The sequence below is a fragment of the Comamonas sp. FG99 genome (genome assembly GCF_057808605.1).
Genome location: NZ_JBMDII010000056.1, coordinates 1 through 19,042, shown reverse-complemented (window position 1 = coordinate 19,042; position 19,042 = coordinate 1). Strand labels below are relative to the sequence as shown.

Annotated in this window: 18 protein-coding genes; all 18 read left to right on the top strand. The window is 66.9% G+C overall.

From position 1 onward, the window contains the following. The first annotated feature begins 61 nt into the window (after positions 1–61). The 18 genes from scpB (at position 62) to ACODRX_RS24185 (ending at position 18,980) form a co-directional block, all read left to right on the top strand. Positions 62–778, top strand: a complete 717-nt coding sequence (gene scpB, locus ACODRX_RS24270; RefSeq protein ID WP_488874113.1) for an SMC-Scp complex subunit ScpB — start codon at positions 62–64, stop codon at positions 776–778. After that, on the top strand, positions 775–2,370 hold the full coding sequence (locus tag ACODRX_RS24265; RefSeq protein WP_488874112.1) for a pseudouridine synthase: 1,596 nt from the start codon (positions 775–777) through the stop codon (positions 2,368–2,370). Before scpB ends, ACODRX_RS24265 begins: the two co-directional genes overlap by 4 nt. Positions 2,371–2,455: 85 nt before the next feature. Then, complete coding sequence (gene ndk, locus ACODRX_RS24260; protein ID WP_488874111.1) at positions 2,456–2,881, top strand: nucleoside-diphosphate kinase; 426 nt, start codon at positions 2,456–2,458, stop codon at positions 2,879–2,881. Positions 2,882–2,942: 61 nt separating this feature from the next. Beyond that, positions 2,943–4,067, top strand: a complete 1,125-nt coding sequence (rlmN, locus tag ACODRX_RS24255) for a dual-specificity RNA methyltransferase RlmN (RefSeq protein WP_488874110.1) — start codon at positions 2,943–2,945, stop codon at positions 4,065–4,067. A 35-nt stretch (positions 4,068–4,102) separates the two neighbouring features. Beyond that, positions 4,103–4,918: a type IV pilus biogenesis/stability protein PilW gene (gene pilW, locus ACODRX_RS24250; protein WP_488874109.1), complete on the top strand. Its 816-nt coding sequence runs from the start codon at positions 4,103–4,105 to the stop codon at positions 4,916–4,918. Then, complete coding sequence (locus tag ACODRX_RS24245) at positions 4,915–5,820, top strand: helix-turn-helix domain-containing protein (RefSeq protein ID WP_488874108.1); 906 nt, start codon at positions 4,915–4,917, stop codon at positions 5,818–5,820. Before pilW ends, ACODRX_RS24245 begins: the two co-directional genes overlap by 4 nt. A gap of 59 nt (positions 5,821–5,879) precedes the next feature. Then, positions 5,880–7,118, top strand: a complete 1,239-nt coding sequence (gene ispG / locus ACODRX_RS24240; protein ID WP_488874123.1) for a flavodoxin-dependent (E)-4-hydroxy-3-methylbut-2-enyl-diphosphate synthase — start codon at positions 5,880–5,882, stop codon at positions 7,116–7,118. Between the two features lie 117 nt (positions 7,119–7,235). Further along, on the top strand, positions 7,236–8,525 hold the full coding sequence (hisS, locus tag ACODRX_RS24235; protein ID WP_488874122.1) for a histidine--tRNA ligase: 1,290 nt from the start codon (positions 7,236–7,238) through the stop codon (positions 8,523–8,525). Between the two features lie 27 nt (positions 8,526–8,552). Next, entirely contained in the window at positions 8,553–9,197 is a 645-nt protein-coding gene (locus ACODRX_RS24230) for a YfgM family protein (RefSeq protein WP_488874107.1), read from the top strand. A 15-nt stretch (positions 9,198–9,212) separates the two neighbouring features. Beyond that, entirely contained in the window at positions 9,213–10,382 is a 1,170-nt protein-coding gene (bamB, locus tag ACODRX_RS24225) for an outer membrane protein assembly factor BamB (protein WP_488874106.1), read from the top strand. A gap of 84 nt (positions 10,383–10,466) precedes the next feature. Further along, positions 10,467–11,810 (top strand): ribosome biogenesis GTPase Der, encoded by a 1,344-nt coding sequence (gene der / locus ACODRX_RS24220; RefSeq protein WP_488874105.1) that lies wholly within the window; start codon positions 10,467–10,469, stop codon positions 11,808–11,810. Positions 11,811–11,936: 126 nt separating this feature from the next. Next, positions 11,937–12,188, top strand: coding sequence for an RNA chaperone Hfq (hfq, locus tag ACODRX_RS24215; RefSeq protein WP_488874104.1), 252 nt, complete (start codon positions 11,937–11,939; stop codon positions 12,186–12,188). Between the two features lie 57 nt (positions 12,189–12,245). Then, positions 12,246–13,427 carry a GTPase HflX gene (gene hflX / locus ACODRX_RS24210; RefSeq protein WP_488874103.1) on the top strand — a complete coding sequence of 394 codons (1,182 nt, stop codon included), beginning with the start codon at positions 12,246–12,248 and terminating at the stop codon, positions 13,425–13,427. A gap of 57 nt (positions 13,428–13,484) precedes the next feature. Continuing rightward, a complete protein-coding gene (gene hflK, locus ACODRX_RS24205) occupies positions 13,485–14,834 on the top strand; it encodes an FtsH protease activity modulator HflK (protein ID WP_488874102.1) in 1,350 nt (449 codons plus the stop codon). Between the two features lie 9 nt (positions 14,835–14,843). Next, the gene (hflC, locus tag ACODRX_RS24200) at positions 14,844–15,731 is read left to right on the top strand and encodes a protease modulator HflC (protein ID WP_488874101.1); all 888 of its coding nucleotides are present in this window, start codon (positions 14,844–14,846) and stop codon (positions 15,729–15,731) included. A gap of 141 nt (positions 15,732–15,872) precedes the next feature. Continuing rightward, the gene (locus ACODRX_RS24195; RefSeq protein ID WP_488874100.1) at positions 15,873–17,021 is read left to right on the top strand and encodes an ATP phosphoribosyltransferase regulatory subunit; all 1,149 of its coding nucleotides are present in this window, start codon (positions 15,873–15,875) and stop codon (positions 17,019–17,021) included. 29 nt (positions 17,022–17,050) lie between these two features. After that, positions 17,051–18,424 carry an adenylosuccinate synthase gene (locus ACODRX_RS24190; RefSeq protein WP_488874099.1) on the top strand — a complete coding sequence of 458 codons (1,374 nt, stop codon included), beginning with the start codon at positions 17,051–17,053 and terminating at the stop codon, positions 18,422–18,424. A gap of 31 nt (positions 18,425–18,455) precedes the next feature. Then, positions 18,456–18,980: a phosphoribosyltransferase gene (locus ACODRX_RS24185; protein WP_488874098.1), complete on the top strand. Its 525-nt coding sequence runs from the start codon at positions 18,456–18,458 to the stop codon at positions 18,978–18,980. Positions 18,981–19,042 lie beyond the last annotated feature (62 nt).

Here is a 19,042-nt window from a genome sequence, read left to right as displayed (position 1 = left end):
AAATCCTTTGCACTGCAGCTCCGGCGCCTACGCGACCAGGGAGCGCGGTGGGATTTGAACCATGCAGACGATAGAAGCCAAAAGGGTCTTGGAAACCGCATTGATCTGCGCGTCGCAGCCTGTGACGGTGCGCGAGCTGCGCACGCTGTTTGCGGACGAGCTGGGCTCGGATACGCTCAAGCTTCTGCTGCAGGAGCTGCAGCTGGAGTGGACCCACCGGGGCGTGGAGCTGGTGCAGGTGGCCTCGGGCTGGCGCTTCCAGAGCCGGCCGGAGATGCGCGAGTTCCTGGATCGCCTGCACCCGGAGAAGCCGCCGAAGTACACGCGGGCGACGCTGGAGACGCTGGCCATCATCGCCTACCGCCAGCCGGTGACGCGCGGCGACATTGAGGATATCCGCGGCGTCACGGTCAACAGCCTGACCATCAAGCAGCTGGAGGACCGCGGCTGGGTCGAGGTGATAGGCTACCGCGAGACGGTGGGCCGCCCGGCCTTGCTGGCCACTACCCGCCAATTCCTGGACGACCTGGGCCTGCAGTCGCTGGACCAGCTGCCGGAGATGGGCGGCGAGGCCCAGCAGTCGGACATCTTCGAGACGCTGCAACTCGGTGGCAGCGCGGATGCAGAGGCAAAAAGCGCAGCTGCCGGCGCGGACGATGAAAGCGCCGCTGGCCAGAACGATGTAGACGAAGAAGTGCCGGCCGAGGCCTTGCCAGCGCAAGGCGACACACCGGCGGCCGGCCCCACCGAGACAGATAACACCACAGATCCCCTATGAACGAACAAGACATGCAGCCAGCCGCGCCGCAAGGCGCTGCGAACGCCGACACCTTCGCTGCGAAAAAAGCCGCCGAGCCCGCCAAGCGTGCGCCTGCGCGCAAGCGCGTGCGCGCCGAGGCGCCCGACGATGCCGCAGCGGCTGCCGCCGCAGCGCAGGCCGAGCCGGTGCAGCCGGCGCCGCTGGCACCGCCCGTGGCCGAGCCGCCGGCCGCTGCGCCTGCCGTGGCCGCAGCTTCCGACGAGGGTTTGGCGGGCGCCGCCGAGGCCGCGCCGCAGCCGGCGCGCAGCCGCCGCGAAGGCGAGCAGCGCGTGAGCCGCTATCCGGCGCGCGCACGGCGCTTCCGCGACCGCGACCAGGCCTCCCGTTCGCGCGATGCCGAGCCGCAGGCGGGCATGGACGGCGCGGCCGCCGAGCCGGGGATGGCGCCGCAACGCGAGCGCAGCGGGCGCCGCCCCGCCGGCAGCCAGGATGGCTATGGCTTCGAGGATGTGGTCTCCGGCGTGCTGGATGCGGCCGAGGAGCAGGATCTGGCGCTGCCGAAAAAGCGGGTGCTGCTGCCGCAGGTGGAGACGCCCAAGCTGCACAAGGTGCTGGCGCAGGCCGGCATGGGCTCGCGGCTGGAGATGGAGCAGCTGATCCTGGAGGGGCGCATCTCGGTCAACAACGAGCCCGCCCACATCGGGCAGCGCATCCAGTATGGCGACAAGATCCGCGTCAACGGCAAGCCCATCCACTTCCGCATCGATCCGCCGCCGGCGCGCGTCATCGCCTACCACAAGCCGGTGGGCGAGGTGGTCACGCATGACGATCCGCAGAACCGCCCCACGGTGTTTCGCAAGCTGCCGCGCCTGGCCCATGGCAAATGGCAGTCGATCGGCCGCCTGGACCTGAACACCGAAGGCCTGCTGCTGTTCACCAGCTCGGGCGAGCTGGCCAACAGCCTGATGCACCCGCGCTTCGGGCTGGAGCGCGAATATGCGGTGCGCGTGCTGGGTGCGCTGAGCGCCGAGGAAAAGCAGCTGCTGCTGGCCGGCGTGAACCTGGAAGACGGCGTGGCCAGCTTCGGCTCCATCGATGATGGCGGCGGCGAGGGCGCCAATTGCTGGTACCGCGTCACCATCTCCGAGGGGCGCAACCGCGAGGTGCGCCGCATGTTCGAGGCGGTGGGCCATGCGGTGAGCCGCCTGATCCGCATTCGCTACGGCGCGATGGTGCTGCCGCGCGGCCTCAAGCGCGGCGCCTGGGTGGAGCTGGACCAGCGCGACATCGAATCCCTGTCGGCGGCTGCCGGCATGAACCCGCGCGCGGCGCGCGGCCCGCAGGACAGGCGCGGCGCCGGCAAGGGCGGCAACGGCTTTGGCCGCCCGGCGCGCAATGCGGGCGGCAACGGTGGCGGCAATGGCGGCGGCCAGGGGCGCGGCGCCTCGGGTGGGCGCGCGCGCGGCGAGCCGTCGGGCGGCCAGCCCGACCCGATGAAGACCTCGCTCGGCTATATCGGCATGGACAGCCTGACGCGCCAGCGCCAGGCACAGCGCCAAGGCCAGCGCAAGGGGGGCGGCGGTGGCGGCTTTCGTCGCGGCGGCCGTTAACCCCCGGCTTCACGCCGGGTTCACCCAGGCAAAGTACAATCGAAAGTTTGCTTGATTCGCAAAAAACCACTGAAGGAAATCAAAAATGGCTATCGAACGCACCCTCTCCATCATCAAGCCCGACGCAGTCGCCAAGAATGTGATCGGCCAGATCTACGCCCGTTTTGAAGCCGCCGGCCTGAAGGTCGTGGCTGCCAAGATGGCCCACCTGTCGCGCCTGGAAGCCGAGCAGTTCTACGCCGTGCACAAGGAGCGTCCCTTCTTCAAGGACCTGGTGGACTTCATGATCTCCGGCCCGGTCATGATCCAGGCCCTGGAAGGCGAGAACGCGATCCTGAAGAACCGCGAGCTGATGGGCGCCACCGACCCCAAGAAGGCCGACAAGGGCACGATCCGCGCCGACTTCGCCGACAGCATCGATGCCAACGCAGTGCACGGCTCCGACGCCGCTGAAACCGCCGCCGTGGAAGTGGCGTTCTTCTTCCCCGGCATGAACGTCTACTCGCGTTAATCCCTTGACTCCCCATGGCGCATGCCGTGGGGACTCTGCTTTACAGGCCTAGATGACCCCCATGACCACCAACTTGCTCGATCTGGACTTGGCTGGTTTGACCGCTTTTTGCGAGCGGCTGGGGGAGAAGCGTTTCCGGGCCACGCAGCTTTTCCGCTGGATCCACCAGCGCGGCGCCTCGGACTTCGACCAGATGAGCGATCTGGCCAAGTCGCTGCGCGAAAAGCTCAGGCACGACTGCCATGTCACGGCGCTGCCGGTGGTCTCGGAGCATGTGTCTGCCGACGGCACCGTCAAATGGCTGTTCGACGTGGGCGACGGCAATGCCGTCGAAACCGTATTCATTCCCGAGTCCGACCGGGGCACGCTGTGCGTGTCTTCCCAGGCGGGCTGCGCGGTGGGCTGCCGTTTCTGCTCCACCGGCCACCAGGGCTTCAGCCGCAACCTGTCCACCGGCGAGATCATCGCCCAGCTGTGGTATGCCGAGCATGCGCTGCGCAAGCGCCTGGCCACCGAGCAGCGCGTGATCACCAACGTGGTGATGATGGGCATGGGCGAGCCGCTGCAGAACTACTCGGCGCTGGTGCCCGCGCTGCGCACCATGCTCGACGACCACGGCTATGGCCTGTCGCGGCGCCGGCTCACGGTGTCCACCTCGGGCGTGGTGCCGATGATGGACCGGCTGTCGCAGGACTGTGCGGTGGCGCTGGCGGTGTCGCTGCATGCACCGAACGATGCGCTGCGCGACGCGCTGGTGCCGCTGAACAAGAAATACCCGCTCGAAGAGCTGATGCAGGCCTGCAAGCGCTACCTGGAGTTCGCGCCGCGCGACTTCATCACCTTCGAATACTGCATGCTCGATGGCGTGAACGACCAGCCATCGCATGCCAAGGAACTGATCGCGCTGGTGCGCGCCCATGCCGGCAAGGATGGCGCCTGGTGCAAGTTCAACCTGATTCCGTTCAACCCTTTCCCGGCCTCCGGTCTGGTACGATCCCCTGCGGCGCGCGTGACCGAGTTTGCGCGCATTCTGTCCGACGCGGGCATCGTGACGACCGTGCGTAAGACGCGCGGCGATGACATCGATGCCGCATGCGGGCAACTGGCGGGCGACGTCAAGGACCGCACCCGCGCAGCCGAGCGGATGGCGCGCGCGCGCGTGATTCCGCTGGCCCAGTTGCACTGACGGCACGGAGCCAACTACCGATGAGGGGATGCAGCATGGCACGGGTATCGGGCACATACTCGCGAGCGGGGCGCGGCATGGCGCTGGCCGCCGCCGTGCTGGGCTGCTCGCTGGCCGGTTGCACGGCGCCGGCCAAGAGGGCCGATGCCAGGGCTTTCGCCGCGCCGGGCGGCGAAAGCGATGTGCAGCGCCGTGCGCGCATCCGCCTGGAGCTGGCCGCCAGTTACTACCAGGCCGGCAAGCCGGTGATCGCGCTGGAGGAAGCCAGCCAGGTGCTGGCCATCGATCCCTCGAACGGCGATGCCCACCATATGCGCGCTCTGGCCTACATGCAGCTGGCCGATGGCGAAGGCGCGGGCGCGAGCTTTCGCCGTGCGCTGCAGCTCAAGCCCGGCGATGCCGACGTGATGCACAACTATGGCTGGCTGCTGTGCCAGGAAAAGCAGTTCGATGCGGCGCAGCGGCAGTTTGGCCTGGCCCTGGCGCAGCCGCAGTACCGGCAGCAGGGCAAGACGCTGATGGCGCAGGGCCTGTGCCATGCGGCGGCGGGCCGGCCCGCGCAGGCCGAGGCGGCGCTGTCCAAATCCCATGAATACGATGCGGACAATCCGCTCGTGTCGTACCACCTGGCCAAGCTGCTGCACCAGCGCGGCGATCACCGGCAGGCGCGGCTCCATATCCGGCGCCTGAACCGCAGCGAGCTGGCCAACTCGGAGTCCTTGTACCTGGGCATCCGGGTCGAAAACGCGCTGGGCGACCGGCTGGCTGCACGGCAGCTGGCCGGCCAGCTCCAGGAGCGCTTTCCCGATTCCAGGGAATGGGCGCTATATGCAAATGGAGGCGAGTCTTGATTCAGCCCGATGGCGTTGAAAATGACGGCCGCAACGAAGCTGCGGCAGCCGATGCCGCGGCAGCGGCGGACGATGGCAATTCGGCGGGCTCGCTGCTGCGTGCCGCGCGCGAGGCCCATGGGGTGCGGCTGGCGACGCTGGCCGCCAGCCTGAAGGTGCCTGCGGCCAAGCTCGATGCGCTGGAGCGCGACGACTGGGCGGCCTTGCCCGACATCGTGTTCGCGCGCGGCCTGGCCGCGGCCGCCTGCCGTGTGCTTGGCCTGGAGGCCGCGCCCATCCTGGCCAAGCTGCCGCAGACCCGCGTGCAGTCGCTGATGGCCGCCAAGCAGCCGCTGCAGACCAGGATGCCGCAATCCAGCGTGGCCAGGCTGGATCTCTCGGCCTCGCGGCCGGCATGGTACTGGCTGGGCCTGGTGGGCGTCTTGCTGCTGGCGGCGCTGCTGGCGCTGTTTTATCCGCAGCTGCAGGAATGGTCGACTGCGCGCATGTCCGCCGCCGCGCCCGAGGCTGCCACTGCTACGCCTGCCACGCCCGCCATGGCGCCCACGGCCACGGATGCACCGCCACCCGCCGTGGCCGAAGCGCCGGTTGCAGCCCCCGTGCCGCAAGAGCCTGCCGTGGCCGCCGCCGCAGCGCCGGCCGCCCCTGCCAGCCCTGCCGCGCCCCTCAAGATCAAGACCGTGGCGCAGGATGCCTGGGTGCAGGTCAGGGAGTCCAAGGGCAAGGTGATCTTCGAGAAGACGCTGAAGCCCGGGCAGGAGCAGGAAATCACGGGCACGCCGCCCTGGCGCGTGGTGATCGGCAATGCCAAGGGCGGTGTCGAGGTGCAGGTGCATGGCGAGCCGCTTGATCTGGCCGCCATCGTGGGCAAGGGCACGATTGCGCGTTTCGAGGTGAAGTAGCAGTGCAGCAAGCAGACAATCAGGCCCGGCAATCGCCAGCGGCCCTGGCTCCGGTGGCCATGGCCGCGCCCGCGCCGCACCGCACCCGCCAGGCGCGGGTGGCGTGGGGCGACCGGGTGGTCACCGTGGGCGGCAATGCGCCGGTGCGCATCCAGTCGATGACCAATACCGACACCGTCGATGCCATCGAAACCGCGATCCAGGTGCGCGAGCTGGCACAGGCGGGCTCGGAGATGGTGCGCATCACGGTCAATACGCCCGAGGCCGCGCAGGCGGTGCCCTATATCCGCGAGCAGCTCGACCGCATGGGCGAGAACGTACCGCTGGTGGGCGATTTCCACTACAACGGGCACCGGCTGCTGACCGAGTTTCCCGACTGCGCGCAGGCGCTGTCCAAGTACCGCATCAACCCGGGCAACGTGGGCAAGGGCGACAAGAAGGACAAGCAGTTCGGCCAGATGATCGAGGCCGCGATCCGCTGGGACAAGGCCGTGCGCATCGGCGTCAACTGGGGCAGCCTGGACCAGGAGCTGCTGGCCGCGCTGATGGACGAGAACTCGCGCCGCCCGGCGCCGTGGGACCCGCGCCAGGTGATGTACGAGGCGCTGATCGAATCGGCGGTATCTTCCGCGCAGCGCGCCGAGGAGATGGGGCTCGATGGCCGCCAGATCATCCTCTCGTGCAAGGTCAGCGGCGTGCAGGACCTGATCTCGGTCTACCGCGGCCTGGCCGCGCGTTGCGACTATGCGCTGCACCTGGGCCTGACCGAGGCCGGCATGGCCACCAAGGGCACGGTGGCCTCGAGCGCCGCGCTGGCCGTGCTGCTGCAGGAGGGCATAGGCGACACCATCCGCGTATCGCTCACGCCGCAGCCGGGCGAGGCGCGCACCCAGGAGGTGGTGGTGGCCAGCGAAATCCTGCAGGCGCTGGGCATGCGCTCGTTCGTGCCCAGCGTCACCGCCTGCCCGGGGTGCGGGCGCACCACCAGCACCACCTTCCAGGAGCTGGCCAAGCAGATCGATGACCACCTGCGCTCGCAGATGCCGGTGTGGCGCCTGAAGTACCCGGGCGTGGAGCGCATGAAGGTCGCGGTGATGGGCTGCATCGTCAACGGGCCCGGCGAGAGCAAGCATGCCGACATCGGCATCAGCCTTCCCGGCACCGGCGAGTCCCCGGCGGCGCCGGTGTTCATCGACGGCGAGAAGGCCATGACCTTGCGCGGCGAGCATATCGCGCAGGAATTCCACCAGATCGTGGAAAACTATGTGGAGCGCCGCTTCGGCGGCCAGCAGATCTGATAAAAACCATAGCTTCTGGCGCTTGTGTGATAAGCGCTGGAGGCTGATTTGATTCAAAAAACTATTGTGACCAGTTCCAGCACATCCAAGCCCGCCAAGCTCAGCGCAGTCAAGGGCATGAACGACATCCTGCCCGCCTCGGTGCCGCGCACCGAGAAGCTGCCGACCGCGGCGCGCTGGCAGTGGTTCGAGGCGGCGGTGCGCAAGGTGCTGGGCAGCTACGGCTACCAGTACCTGATCACGCCCATCGTCGAGCCGACCGCGCTTTTCGTGCGCGGCCTGGGCGAGGTGACCGATATCGTCGAGAAGGAGATGTACTCCTTCACCGATTCGATGAACGGCGACAAGCTCACGCTGCGGCCCGAAGCCACCGCCGGCATCGTGCGCGCGATGGTCGAGCACAACGCGCTGTACAACGGCCCGCTGCGGGTGTGGACGCACGGCCCCATGTTCCGCCACGAGCGGCCGCAAAAGGGTCGCTACCGCCAGTTCCACCAGCTCGACGTGGAGGCGCTGGGCTTCGCCGGGCCGGACGTGGATGCGGAAATCATCCTGGTGGCGCGCGCGCTGTGGCGCGAGCTGGGCCTGCGCGAAGGCCAGCATGTGCGGCTCGAGATCAACAGCCTCGGCCAGCCGGCCGAGCGCCGCGAGCACCGCGAGGCGCTGATCCGCTACTTCGAGCAGCACCAGCAGCAGCTGGACGAGGATGCCCGCCGCCGCCTGCACAGCAACCCGCTGCGCATCCTCGACAGCAAGAATCCCGCGATGCAGGCGCTGCTCGAGCAGGCGCCGCAGCTGATGGACTTTCTCGGCGCCGAGTCGCGCGCGCATTTCGATGCCGTGCGCTCGGCACTCGACGCGGTGGGCCTGGCCTACCGCATCAATCCGCGCCTGGTGCGCGGCATGGACTACTACAACCTCACGGTCTTCGAATGGGTGACCGACCAGCTCGGCTCGCAGGGCACGGTGTGCGGCGGCGGGCGCTACGACGGCCTGATCGAGCAGCTGGGCGGCAAGAGCGCGCCGGCCGTGGGCTTCGGCCTCGGCATTGAGCGCCTGCTGCTGCTGGCGCAGGAGCTGGAGCTGCCCATGCCCTGCAGCGCGCCGGACGCCTATGCGGTGGTGCCGCCGGGCACGCCGCTGAGCCCGGTGGTGGCGCTGCTCGAAGCGCTGCGCGCCGAGGGGCTGTGCGTGGTGCAGCATGCGGGCGGCGCCGAAGGCTCGGGCAGCATGAAGTCACAATTCAAAAAGGCCGATGCCAGCGGCGCGCGGTATGCTCTGGTGTTTGGCGCCGACGAACTGGCGCGCAATGCAGTCACCGTCAAGCATCTGCGCGATGGCGCCGCGGCCCAGGCCGAGAGGCCGCTCGGCGCGGTGGCGCAGTGGGCGTCCGCACTGCGGTCGTGATCGTTTCAACGAAAGAAAACTCAAGCTATGGCCAGTCATCTCGATTTGGAAGAACAGGAACAGCTAGACCAGCTCAAGCATTTCTGGAACAAGTGGGGCAACCTGATCACCTCGGTGCTGGTGATCGTGCTCGGCGGCTTTGCCGTGTGGAATGGCTACCAGTACTGGCAGAACCGCCAGTCCACCCAGGCCGCGGCGCTGGCGTCGGCGGTCGAAGCCGCGGTGAATGCGGGCGACAAGGCCCGCATCGACCAGGCCTTCTCCGATCTGCGCGGCAGCTATGGCAGCACCATCCAGGCCGCGCAGGCTGGCCTGCTGGTGGCCAAGGCAGCCGGCGACAAGGGCCGTGCCGATGACGCCAAGAGCGCGCTGGCCTGGGTGGCCGACAATGCCTCCGACGATGGCCTGAAGGCGGTTGCCCGGCTGCGCCTGAGCGCGCTGCTGATGGACGCCAAGGCCTACGACGAGGCGCTCAAGCAGCTGGAGCAGAAGATGCCCCCGGAGTTCGATGCGCTGGCCGCCGACCGCAAGGGCGACATCTATCTGCGCAAGAACGAGCCGCAAAAGGCCATCGAGTCCTACCGCACGGCCTACCAGAAGGCCGACCAGGGCCTGGAATACCGCAACGTGGTCAGCGTGAAGCTGAACGCGCTGGGCGAAGACGTGAAATAAAGAGGGCACGAGCACATGATCGACAGCACACAAGCCCAGGCCTCCCGGATGGCGAAGGCCTTCAAGCAGACCGTCGCGGCTGCCGCAATGACGAGTGTCGTGGCGGTATTGGCCGGCTGCTCGCTGTTTTCGTCCGACACCCGCAAGCCGGCGCAGCTGGAGCCCAATGTGGCGCTGCTGGACGTCAAGCAGGCATGGCAGCGCCCGGTGGCCAAGGCCAATCCCACGCTGGTGCTGAACGTCACGGGCAGCACGCTCATCGCGGGCTCGGCCGACGGGCAGCTGGCGGCGCTCAATGCCGACACCGGCGCCGAGCTGTGGCGCGCCAGCGTGGGCCAGCGCCTGAGCGCCGGCGTGGGCAGCGATGGCGAATGGGTGGCCGTGGTCACCGACAACGGCTATCTGGTGGCGCTGCAAGGCGGGCGCGAGGCCTGGCGCAAGCGCCTGACCGGCCGCGTGTACACCGCGCCGCTGGTGGCCGGCAAGCGCATCTTCGTGCTGTCCGCCGACCGCTCGATCTCCGCCTACGATGCCGCCAGCGGCGAGCCGCTGTGGGCCCAGGCCAAGACCGGCGATGCGCTGGTGCTGCGCGAAAGCGGCGTGCTGACCGCCTACCAGGACACCCTGGTCGCCGGCGTGTCCGGCCGCTTCACGGCGGTGGACCCGAATGGCGGCACCGTGCGCTGGGAGGTGCCGATCGCCAGCGCGCGCGGCACCAACGACGTGGAGCGCCTGGTGGAGCTGGTGGGCGGCGTATCGCGCGTGGGCAGCAGCTTTTGCTCGCGCGCCTACCAGATGGCCGTCGGCTGCGTCGACATGGATTCGGCGCGGCTGCAGTGGACGGTCAAGTCCGAAGGCATCCACGGCATCAGCGGCAACGCCGACCTGGTGGTGGGGGCCGATGCCAACGGTGTGATCACCGCCTGGCGGCGCGACACCGGCAGCGTGCTGTGGTCCAGCAACCGGCTGCGCTGGCGCAAGCTCAGCCAGCCGCTGGTGCTGGGGCGCGCGGTGGTCTTTGGCGACGAGAGCGGCACGGTGCACATGCTGGCGCTGAAGGACGGCTCGCCGCTGAACCGCTTCGGCACCGATGGCTCCGGCATCTCCGTGGCCCCGGTGGTCGCCGGCAATACGCTGGTGGTACAGACCAACAACGGCGCGGTATACGGCTTCAAGCCGGAGTAAAAGATATTTGAATGTATGGCTGCTGGCGCTTATGTACCAAGCGCTAGCAGCTATATTTTTTATAGTCATCAAGACTGACTGACGATGAAACCTGTGATTGCCCTGGTGGGGCGGCCCAACGTGGGCAAATCCACGCTCTTCAACCGCTTGACCAAGTCGCGCGACGCGATCGTGGCGGACTACGCCGGGCTGACGCGTGACCGCCACTACGGCCAGGGCCGCCAGGGCAAGCGCGAATACATCGTGATCGATACCGGCGGTTTCGAGCCCGATGCGGGCGGCGGCATCTTCAAGGAGATGGCCAAGCAGACCCAGCAGGCGGTGGCCGAGGCCGACGTGGTCGTGTTCGTGGTCGATGCCCGGCTGGGGCTGTCGGCCCAGGACCACGACATCGCCAACTACCTGCGCCGCCTGGGCAAGCCCTGCCTGCTGATCGCCAACAAGGCCGAGGGCATGAAGGACGGCGTGCACCTGGCCGAGTTCTACGAGCTGGGCCTGGGCGAAGTGCTGCCGGTGTCTGCGGCGCACGGCCAGGGCATCCGCAGCGTGGTGGAGATGGCGCTGGACCTGCTGCCGGTGCCCGCCGACGACGGTGAGGAGCCCGAGGCCGAATCCGGCGCGATCCGCCTGGCGGTGGCCGGGCGGCCCAATGTCGGCAAGTCCACGCTGATCAATACCTGGCTGGGCGAGGAGCGCCTGATCGCCTTCGACATGGCCGGCACCACGCGCGATGCGATCTCGGTGCCGTTCGAGAAGAATGGCGAGCGCTTCGAGCTGATCGATACCGCCGGCCTGCGGCGCAAGGGCAAGGTGTTCGAGGCGATCGAGAAGTTCTCGGTGGTCAAGACCTTGCAGGCCATCGAATCCGCGAACGTGGTCGTGCTGCTGCTGGACGCCACCCAGGGCGTGACCGACCAGGACGCGCACATCGCCGGCTTCATCCTGGAAAGCGGCCGGGCGGTGGTCATAGGCGTCAACAAATGGGATGCGCTCGACGACTACGGCCGCCAGATGCTGGAGCGCTCGATCGAGATGCGGCTGTCGTTCATGAAGTTCGCGCCGCTGCACTTCATCTCCGCGAAGAAGCGCCAGGGCCTGGGGCCGCTGTGGAGCGCCATCGTGCAGGCCCACAAGGCGGCCACCTGCAAGATGCCCACGCCGGTGCTCACCCGGCTGCTGCAGGAGGCGGTGCAGTACCAGACGCCGAAGAAGGTGGGGGCCTACCGCCCCAAGCTGCGCTATGCGCACCAGGGCGGCATGAACCCGCCGGTGATCGTGATCCATGGCAACTCGCTGGAGCACGTGACCGATGCGTACAAGCGCTTCCTGGAAGGGCGCTTCCGCAAGGAGTTCAACCTGGTCGGCACGCCGCTGCGCATCGAGTTCAAGACCTCGCACAACCCCTATGCCGACAAGGAAGGCGGCTGACGGCCGGTGGCGCGTGGGGCCGGCGGCATAAATTTACCGGATAAAAGCCCTTGGGAAAATCCGGTGGCTGCTGCCTGTGGTAAGGTGGCGCTTCACAACAACTATCTTCTGAACACGGAGAATATCGTGAGCAACAAAGGCCAACTTTTGCAAGATCCCTTCCTGAACGCGCTGCGCCGCGAGCATGTGCCGGTGTCCATTTACCTGGTCAACGGCATCAAGCTGCAAGGCCAGATCGAGTCGTTTGACCAATACGTGGTGCTGCTGCGCAACACCGTGACGCAAATGGTCTACAAGCACGCGATCTCGACCATCGTTCCAGGGCGTGCGGTGAACTTCTCCACCGCCGACAACTCCGACGCCGACGCGGCGGCCTGAACCTACCAAGCTCAGAAGTGCGAACAGACGTGCATCGCACTTCTGGATCGCAATAAATTGACGCTTCACCAAGTAAACAACGACAAGAAATCCACTCCGGTCATCCTGATTGGGGTGGATTTTGGTTTTCCGCACTTCGATTCCGAGCTGCAAGAGCTCGGCATGCTGGCCGAAACCGCCGGCCTGCAGCCGGTGGCCCGGCTCAGCTGCAAGCGCAAGGTGCCCGATGCGGCACTGTTCGTGGGCAGCGGCAAGGCCGACGAAATCCGCCTGCTGGCCCAGACCTTCGGCGCCCAGGAAGTGCTGTTCGACCAGGCGCTGAGCCCGGCGCAGCAGCGCAACCTGGAGCGCCACCTGCAGATGCCGGTCAACGACCGCACCCTGCTGATTCTGGAGATTTTCGCCCAGCGCGCGCGCAGCCACGAAGGTAAGCTGCAGGTCGAGCTGGCGCGCCTGCAGTACCTGAGCACTCGCCTGGTGCGCCGCTGGTCGCACCTGGAGCGCCAGCGCGGTGGCATCGGCACGCGCGGCGGCCCGGGCGAGACGCAGATCGAGCTGGACCGGCGCATGATCAACGATGCGATCAAGCGCACCAAGGAGCGCCTGGCCAAGGTCAAGAAGCAGCGCAGCACGCAGCGACGCCAGCGCGAGCGGCGCGACACCTTCAACGTCTCGCTGGTCGGCTACACCAATGCGGGCAAGTCCACCTTGTTCAACGCGCTGGTCAAGGCGCGCGCCTATGCGGCCGACCAGCTGTTCGCCACGCTGGACACCACCACGCGCCAGATGTACCTCGAAGGCGCGGGCGCATCGGTCTCGCTGTCGGACACCGTGGGCTTCATCCGCGACCTGCCGCACGGCCTGGTCAATGCCTTCGAGGCCACCTTGCAGGAGGCGGTCGACGCCGATCTGCTGCTGCACGTCGTGGATGCCTCCAACGAGGGCTGGCTCGAGCAGATCGGGCAGGTGCAGAAGGTATTGCACGAAATCGGCGCCGATGGCATTGACCAGGTATTGATATTCAACAAGCTGGATGCAATTGAGGCAGAGAGGCAGCCGCTGTCGCTGGCCGATACTTTCGAAATCGACGGGCAGCAGGTGCCGCGGTTCTACGTCAGTGCGGCCAAGGGCCTCGGGCTGGATGCGGTGCGCGCGCACTTGACCCAGGTCGTGCTGCAGTCGAATGAGCGTGCCATGTCCCCTCGCATCGAGGATGAATTGCGCGGCCTTGAACTGTAGTTTGCCAAAATAGCCTGTTTGATACCGATCACTTCTCAGCAGATTGAGACACCAGTAATGAAATTTCAGCTTCGTTTTCCTCGATGGACTCCGCTGGCGCAAGGCATGCGCGGGATGTTCAATCTGAACGATCCGCGCTGGGGGCGTGGCGACGACGGGAAAAATGATGCCCAGGGCCCCGGCGCGGAGCCGCCGCGCCCGCCTTCGCCGCCCGCGGACCAGCGTCCCCGCCGCCCCGGCGCTGCGGGCACTCCCGATCTGGATGAACTGTGGCAGGACTTCAACAAGAAGCTGGGCGGCCTGTTCGGTGGTGGTGGCGGCGGTGGCCGTTCGTCGGGCGGGCAGCCGCCGGAATTCAAGGGCGCGGGCCTGGGCTTGGCGATGATTGCCGGCGTGGCGGTGCTGATCTGGCTGGGTACGGGCTTCTTCATCGTGCAGGAAGGCCAGCAGGCGGTGATCACGCAGTTCGGCAAATACAACAAGACCGTGGGCGCGGGCATCAACTGGCGGCTGCCGTATCCGATCCAGCGCCACGAGCTGGTGTACGTGTCGCAGATCCGCTCGGCCGACGTCGGCCGCGACAGCATCGTCAAGAGCACCGGCCTGCGCGAGTCGGCCATGCTCACCGAGGATGAGAACATCGTCGAGATCAAGTTCGCGGTGCAGTACCGGCTCAGCGATGCCCGGGCCTGGCTGTTCGAGAGCAAGCGCCCCGAGGACACGGTGATCCAGGTGGCCGAGACCGCGGTGCGCGAAGTCGTCGGCAAGATGAAGATGGATGCGGCGCTGGCCGACGAGCGCGACCAGATCGCGCCGCGCGTGCGGGCGCTGATGCAGACCATCGTCGACCGCTACAAGATCGGCGTGGAGATCGTGGGCGTCAACCTGCAGCAGGGCGGCGTGCGCCCGCCCGAGCAGGTGCAGTCGGCGTTCGACGACGTGCTCAAGGCCGGCCAGGAGCGCGAGAAGGCCAAGAACGACGCCGAGGCCTATGCCAACGAGGTGGTGCCGCGCGCCAAGGGCACGGCCTCGCGCCTGATGGAGGAGGCCTCGGCCTACAAGGAGCGTATCGTCGCCCAGGCCCAGGGCGATGCGCAGCGCTTCTCGTCCATCTATGCCGAATACCAGAAGGCGCCGACGGTCACGCGCGACCGCATGTACCTGGATGCGATGCAGCAGGTATACAGCAATGTCACCAAGGTGATGGTCGACTCCAAGCAGGGCTCGAACCTGCTGTACCTGCCGCTCGACAAGATCATGCAGCAGGCGGGGAACGCCAATGCCGCTGCAGCGGCCGGCGATGCGTCCTCGGCCGCCAGCGGATCGGCGCCCGCCGCCGCACCGGCGCCATCGTATGAGTCGCGGGCCCGGGATGCCGCCCGTTCCCGTGAACGTGAGTCTCGCTAGGAGTTGCTTGTGAATCGATTGGGTTTTATCGCATCCACCGTTCTGGTGTTGCTGGCGCTGGCGAGTTCCATGCTGTTCGTGGTCGACCAGCGCCAGTTCGGCGTGGTCTACGCCATGGGGCAGATCAAGGAAGTCATCACCGAGCCGGGGCTGAACTTCAAGCTGCCGCCGCCGCTGCAGAACGTCTCGTACATCGACAAGCGCCTGCTCACGCTGGACAGCTCCGATACCGAATCCATGCTCACCGCTGAGAAGCAGCGCGTGGTCATCGACTGGTATGTGCGCTGGCGCATCACCGACCCGTCGGAATACATCCGCAATGTGGGCGTGAGCGAAAGCGCCGGCGCCACCCAGCTCAACCGCGTGGTGCGCAACGCCTTCCAGGAGGAAGTCAACCGCCGCACGGTGCAGGACCTCATCTCCGCCAAGCGCGAGCAGCTGATGGCCGATGTGAAGCGCGAAGTGCTGGACTCGGTCAAGGGCAGCAAGCCCTGGGGCATCGACATCGTCGACGTGCGCATCACGCGCGTTGACTATGTGGAAGCGATCACCGAGTCGGTCTACCGCCGCATGGAGGCCGAGCGCAAGCGGGTGGCCAACGAACTGCGCTCCACCGGCGCCGCCGTGGGCGAGAAGATCCGCGCCGATGCCGACCGCCAGCGCGAAGTGACGGTGGCCAATGCCTACCGCGACGCGCAGGCGCTCAAGGGGCAGGGCGATGCAGAGGCCGCGCGCGTCTATGCCGACGCTTTCGGCAAGGACCCGCAGTTCGCGCAGTTCTACCGCAGCCTCGAGGCCTACAAGGCCAGCTTCCAGAAAAAGAGCGACATCCTGGTGCTCGATCCGGCAGCGTCGGAGTTCTTCAAGGCCTACCGGGGCTCGGCCGCCAAGCCCTGATCCCCGGGGCGGGCAGCAGGCCGCATGGTGCAAGCCATGCGGCTTTTTGCTGGGCCCTGTGTTTCGGCATTTGGTCGAGTCAGGGCCGGGGGCAAGCACTGCTTGTAGAATCGCGTTTTTAACAGCCTCACATTCCTTCACATGTCTGCCTGGATCCTTCCGGATCACATTGCCGATGTGCTGCCCTCCGAAGCGCGCCACATCGAAGAATTGCGGCGAGGATTGCTGGATGCAGCATGTAGTTACGGCTACGAGCTCGTCATGCCGCCATTGGTGGAGCATCTCGACTCCCTGCTTTCCGGCTCTGGCGAGGCGCTGGACCTGCTCACCTTCAAACTGGTCGACCAGCTCTCGGGCCGCACCCTGGGCATCCGCCCCGATACCACCCAGCAGGTCGCGCGCATCGACGCCCATCTGCTCAACCGCCGCGGCGTCACCCGTTTGTGCTACTGCGGGCCGGTATTGCATGCCCGCCCCGACAGGCCGCATGCCACGCGCGAGCAGCTGCAGTTCGGCGCCGAAATCTACGGCCACAGCGGCATCGACGCGGAGATCGAATCCATCATGCTGGCGTCCGAATGCCTGCGCGTGGCGCGGCTGGGCGACTTCAGCGTGGACCTGGCGGACGTGCGCATCGTGCGCCACCTGCTGGCCGGCGTGCCGGTGGACCTGCCCACATTGCGGCGCGTGCATGCGGCGCTGGCCGTCAAGGACGGCGCCGAGCTGAATGCGCTGACCCAGGCCTTCCCGGCCGCATCGCGCAACGGGCTGCTGGCGCTGCTCGACCTGTACGGCGATATCGCGGTGCTGGGCGAGGCCGAAAAGATCTTCGCCGGCATCGCCGGCATCGCGCCGGTGGTTGCGGATCTGCGCCGCCTGGCCGGCTCCATCGATGCCTCGGCCGTCACCTTCGACCTGGCCGACCTGCGGGGCTATTCCTACTACAGCGGCATGCGCTTCGCCGTCTATGCCCAGGGCGTGACCGATGCGCTGGTGCGCGGCGGGCGCTATGACGAAGTCGGCGCCTCGTTCGGGCGCAGCCGTCCGGCGGTTGGTTTCAGCATGGACCTGAAGCAACTGGTGCCGGTGGTGCAGCCCCGCCCGCTGAAGGCGGCGATACGGGCCCCCTGGCTCGACCGCGCCGACCTGCGCGGCGCGATTGCGCAGCTGCGCCAGGCGGGCGAAACCGTGGTCTGTGCGCTGCCGGGCCATGATGACGAAGTTGATGAATTCAGCTGTGATCGTGAGCTTGCCGAAGTGGCGGGCCAGTGGGTCGTGCAAGCCATTTAACGCTAATTAGTACTTGGATTGGGATTGAGATGAAAGCTACCAAAGGTCGCAATGTTGTCGTCGTGGGCACCCAGTGGGGTGACGAGGGCAAGGGCAAGCTGGTGGACTGGCTGACCGAGCGCGCCCAGGGCGTGGTGCGCTTCCAGGGCGGCCACAATGCCGGCCATACCTTGGTGATCAACGGCGTCAAGACCGCGCTGCACCTCATTCCCAGCGGCATCATGCGCCCCGGCGTCAAGTGCTTCATCGGCAATGGCGTGGTGCTGTCGGCGGCCAAGCTGTTCGAGGAAATCCAGGGGCTCGAAAAGGCCGGCGTCGAAGTCCGCTCGCGCCTGCGCGTGAGCGAAGCCTGCCCGCTGATCCTGCCTTTCCACGCCGCGCTGGACCTGGCGCGCGAGGCGGCGCGTGAAAACAGCGGCGTCGAGAAGATCGGCACCACAGGGCGCGGCATCGGCCCCGCCTACGAAGACAAGATCGCGCGCCGGGCGCTGCGCGTGCAAGACCTCAAGGACCCGCAGCGCTTCGCCACCAAGCTGCGCGAGCTGCTGGCCCTGCACAACCATGTGCTCAAGACCTTCCTGGGGGCGGACAAGCTGTCCTTCGGCCCGGCGCTCGATCCCTACATCCAGAACGGGGAAGTGCAGTTCGAGCCGGTGTACGAAGAGGCCATGCGCCATGCGCAGCTGCTCAAGCCCATGATGGCCGACGTTTCCAAGGAACTCAACGAGCTGCATGCTGCTGGTGGCAACCTGCTGTTCGAAGGCGCGCAGGGCACCTTGCTCGACGTGGACCACGGCACCTATCCCTATGTGACCTCCAGCAACTGCGTGGCCGGCAATGCGGCCGCCGGCTCGGGCGTCGGCCCGGGCATGCTGCACTACATCCTCGGCATCACCAAGGCCTATTGCACCCGCGTGGGCGGCGGCCCGTTCCCCACCGAGCTGGAGTGGGAAAAGGAAGGCACGCCGGGTTACCACATGAGCATCGTGGGCGCGGAAAAGGGCGTGACCACGGGGCGCAGCCGCCGCTGCGGCTGGTTCGATGCCGCCTTGCTCAAGCGCTCCGCGCAGGTCAATGGCCTCTCCGGCCTGTGCATCACCAAGCTGGACGTGCTCGACGGCCTGACCGAGCTCAAGCTGTGCGTCGGCTACCAGCTCGACGGCGAGAAGATCGACCTGCTGCCGATGGGCGCCGACGAAATCGCCCGCTGCACGCCGATCTACGAAACCATGCCCGGCTGGACCGAATCCACCGTGGGCATGGTGGAATACGCCAAGCTGCCGCTGGCGGCGCGCAACTATCTGGAGCGCATTGCCGAGGTGACGGGGGTGCCGGTGGCTGTCATCTCGACCAGCCCGGACCGGGATCACACCATCCTGATGCAAGACCCCTACCTGGCCTGATCGATAGATTTCTGCTGAAAAAAGGACCCCTATGCTCACCGAAGACGGCAAGCACCTGTACGTAAGCTACGACGAATACCACGGCCTGATCGAAAAGCTGGCGATCAAGATCCACCAGTCCGGCTGGGAGTTCGACACCATCCTGTGCCTGGCCCGTGGCGGCATGCGTCCCGGCGACATCCTGAGCCGCATCTTCGACAAGCCGCTTGCCATCATGTCCACCAGCTCGTACCGCGCGGAAGCCGGCACGCAGCAGGGGCATCTCGACATTGCGCGCTTCATCACCACCCCCAAGGGCGAAATCGCCGGGCGCGTGCTGCTGGTCGATGACCTGGCGGACTCCGGCCATACCCTGAACGCCGTCATCCAGATGCTCAAGTCCAACTATGCGCCCATCACCGAGCTGCGCAGCGCGGTGCTCTGGACCAAGGGCATTTCCAAGTTCACGCCCGACTACTCGGTCGAGTTCCTGTCCACCAATCCCTGGATCCACCAGCCGTTCGAAGGCTACGACACCTTGCGTCCTGCCAACCTGATGGAGAAATGGAAGATCTGAGCGGCTCTTGCAGCCCGCATCCAGCGAAAGCGCCCTGGCCCGCCCCCCCCGGCGCATTTTTT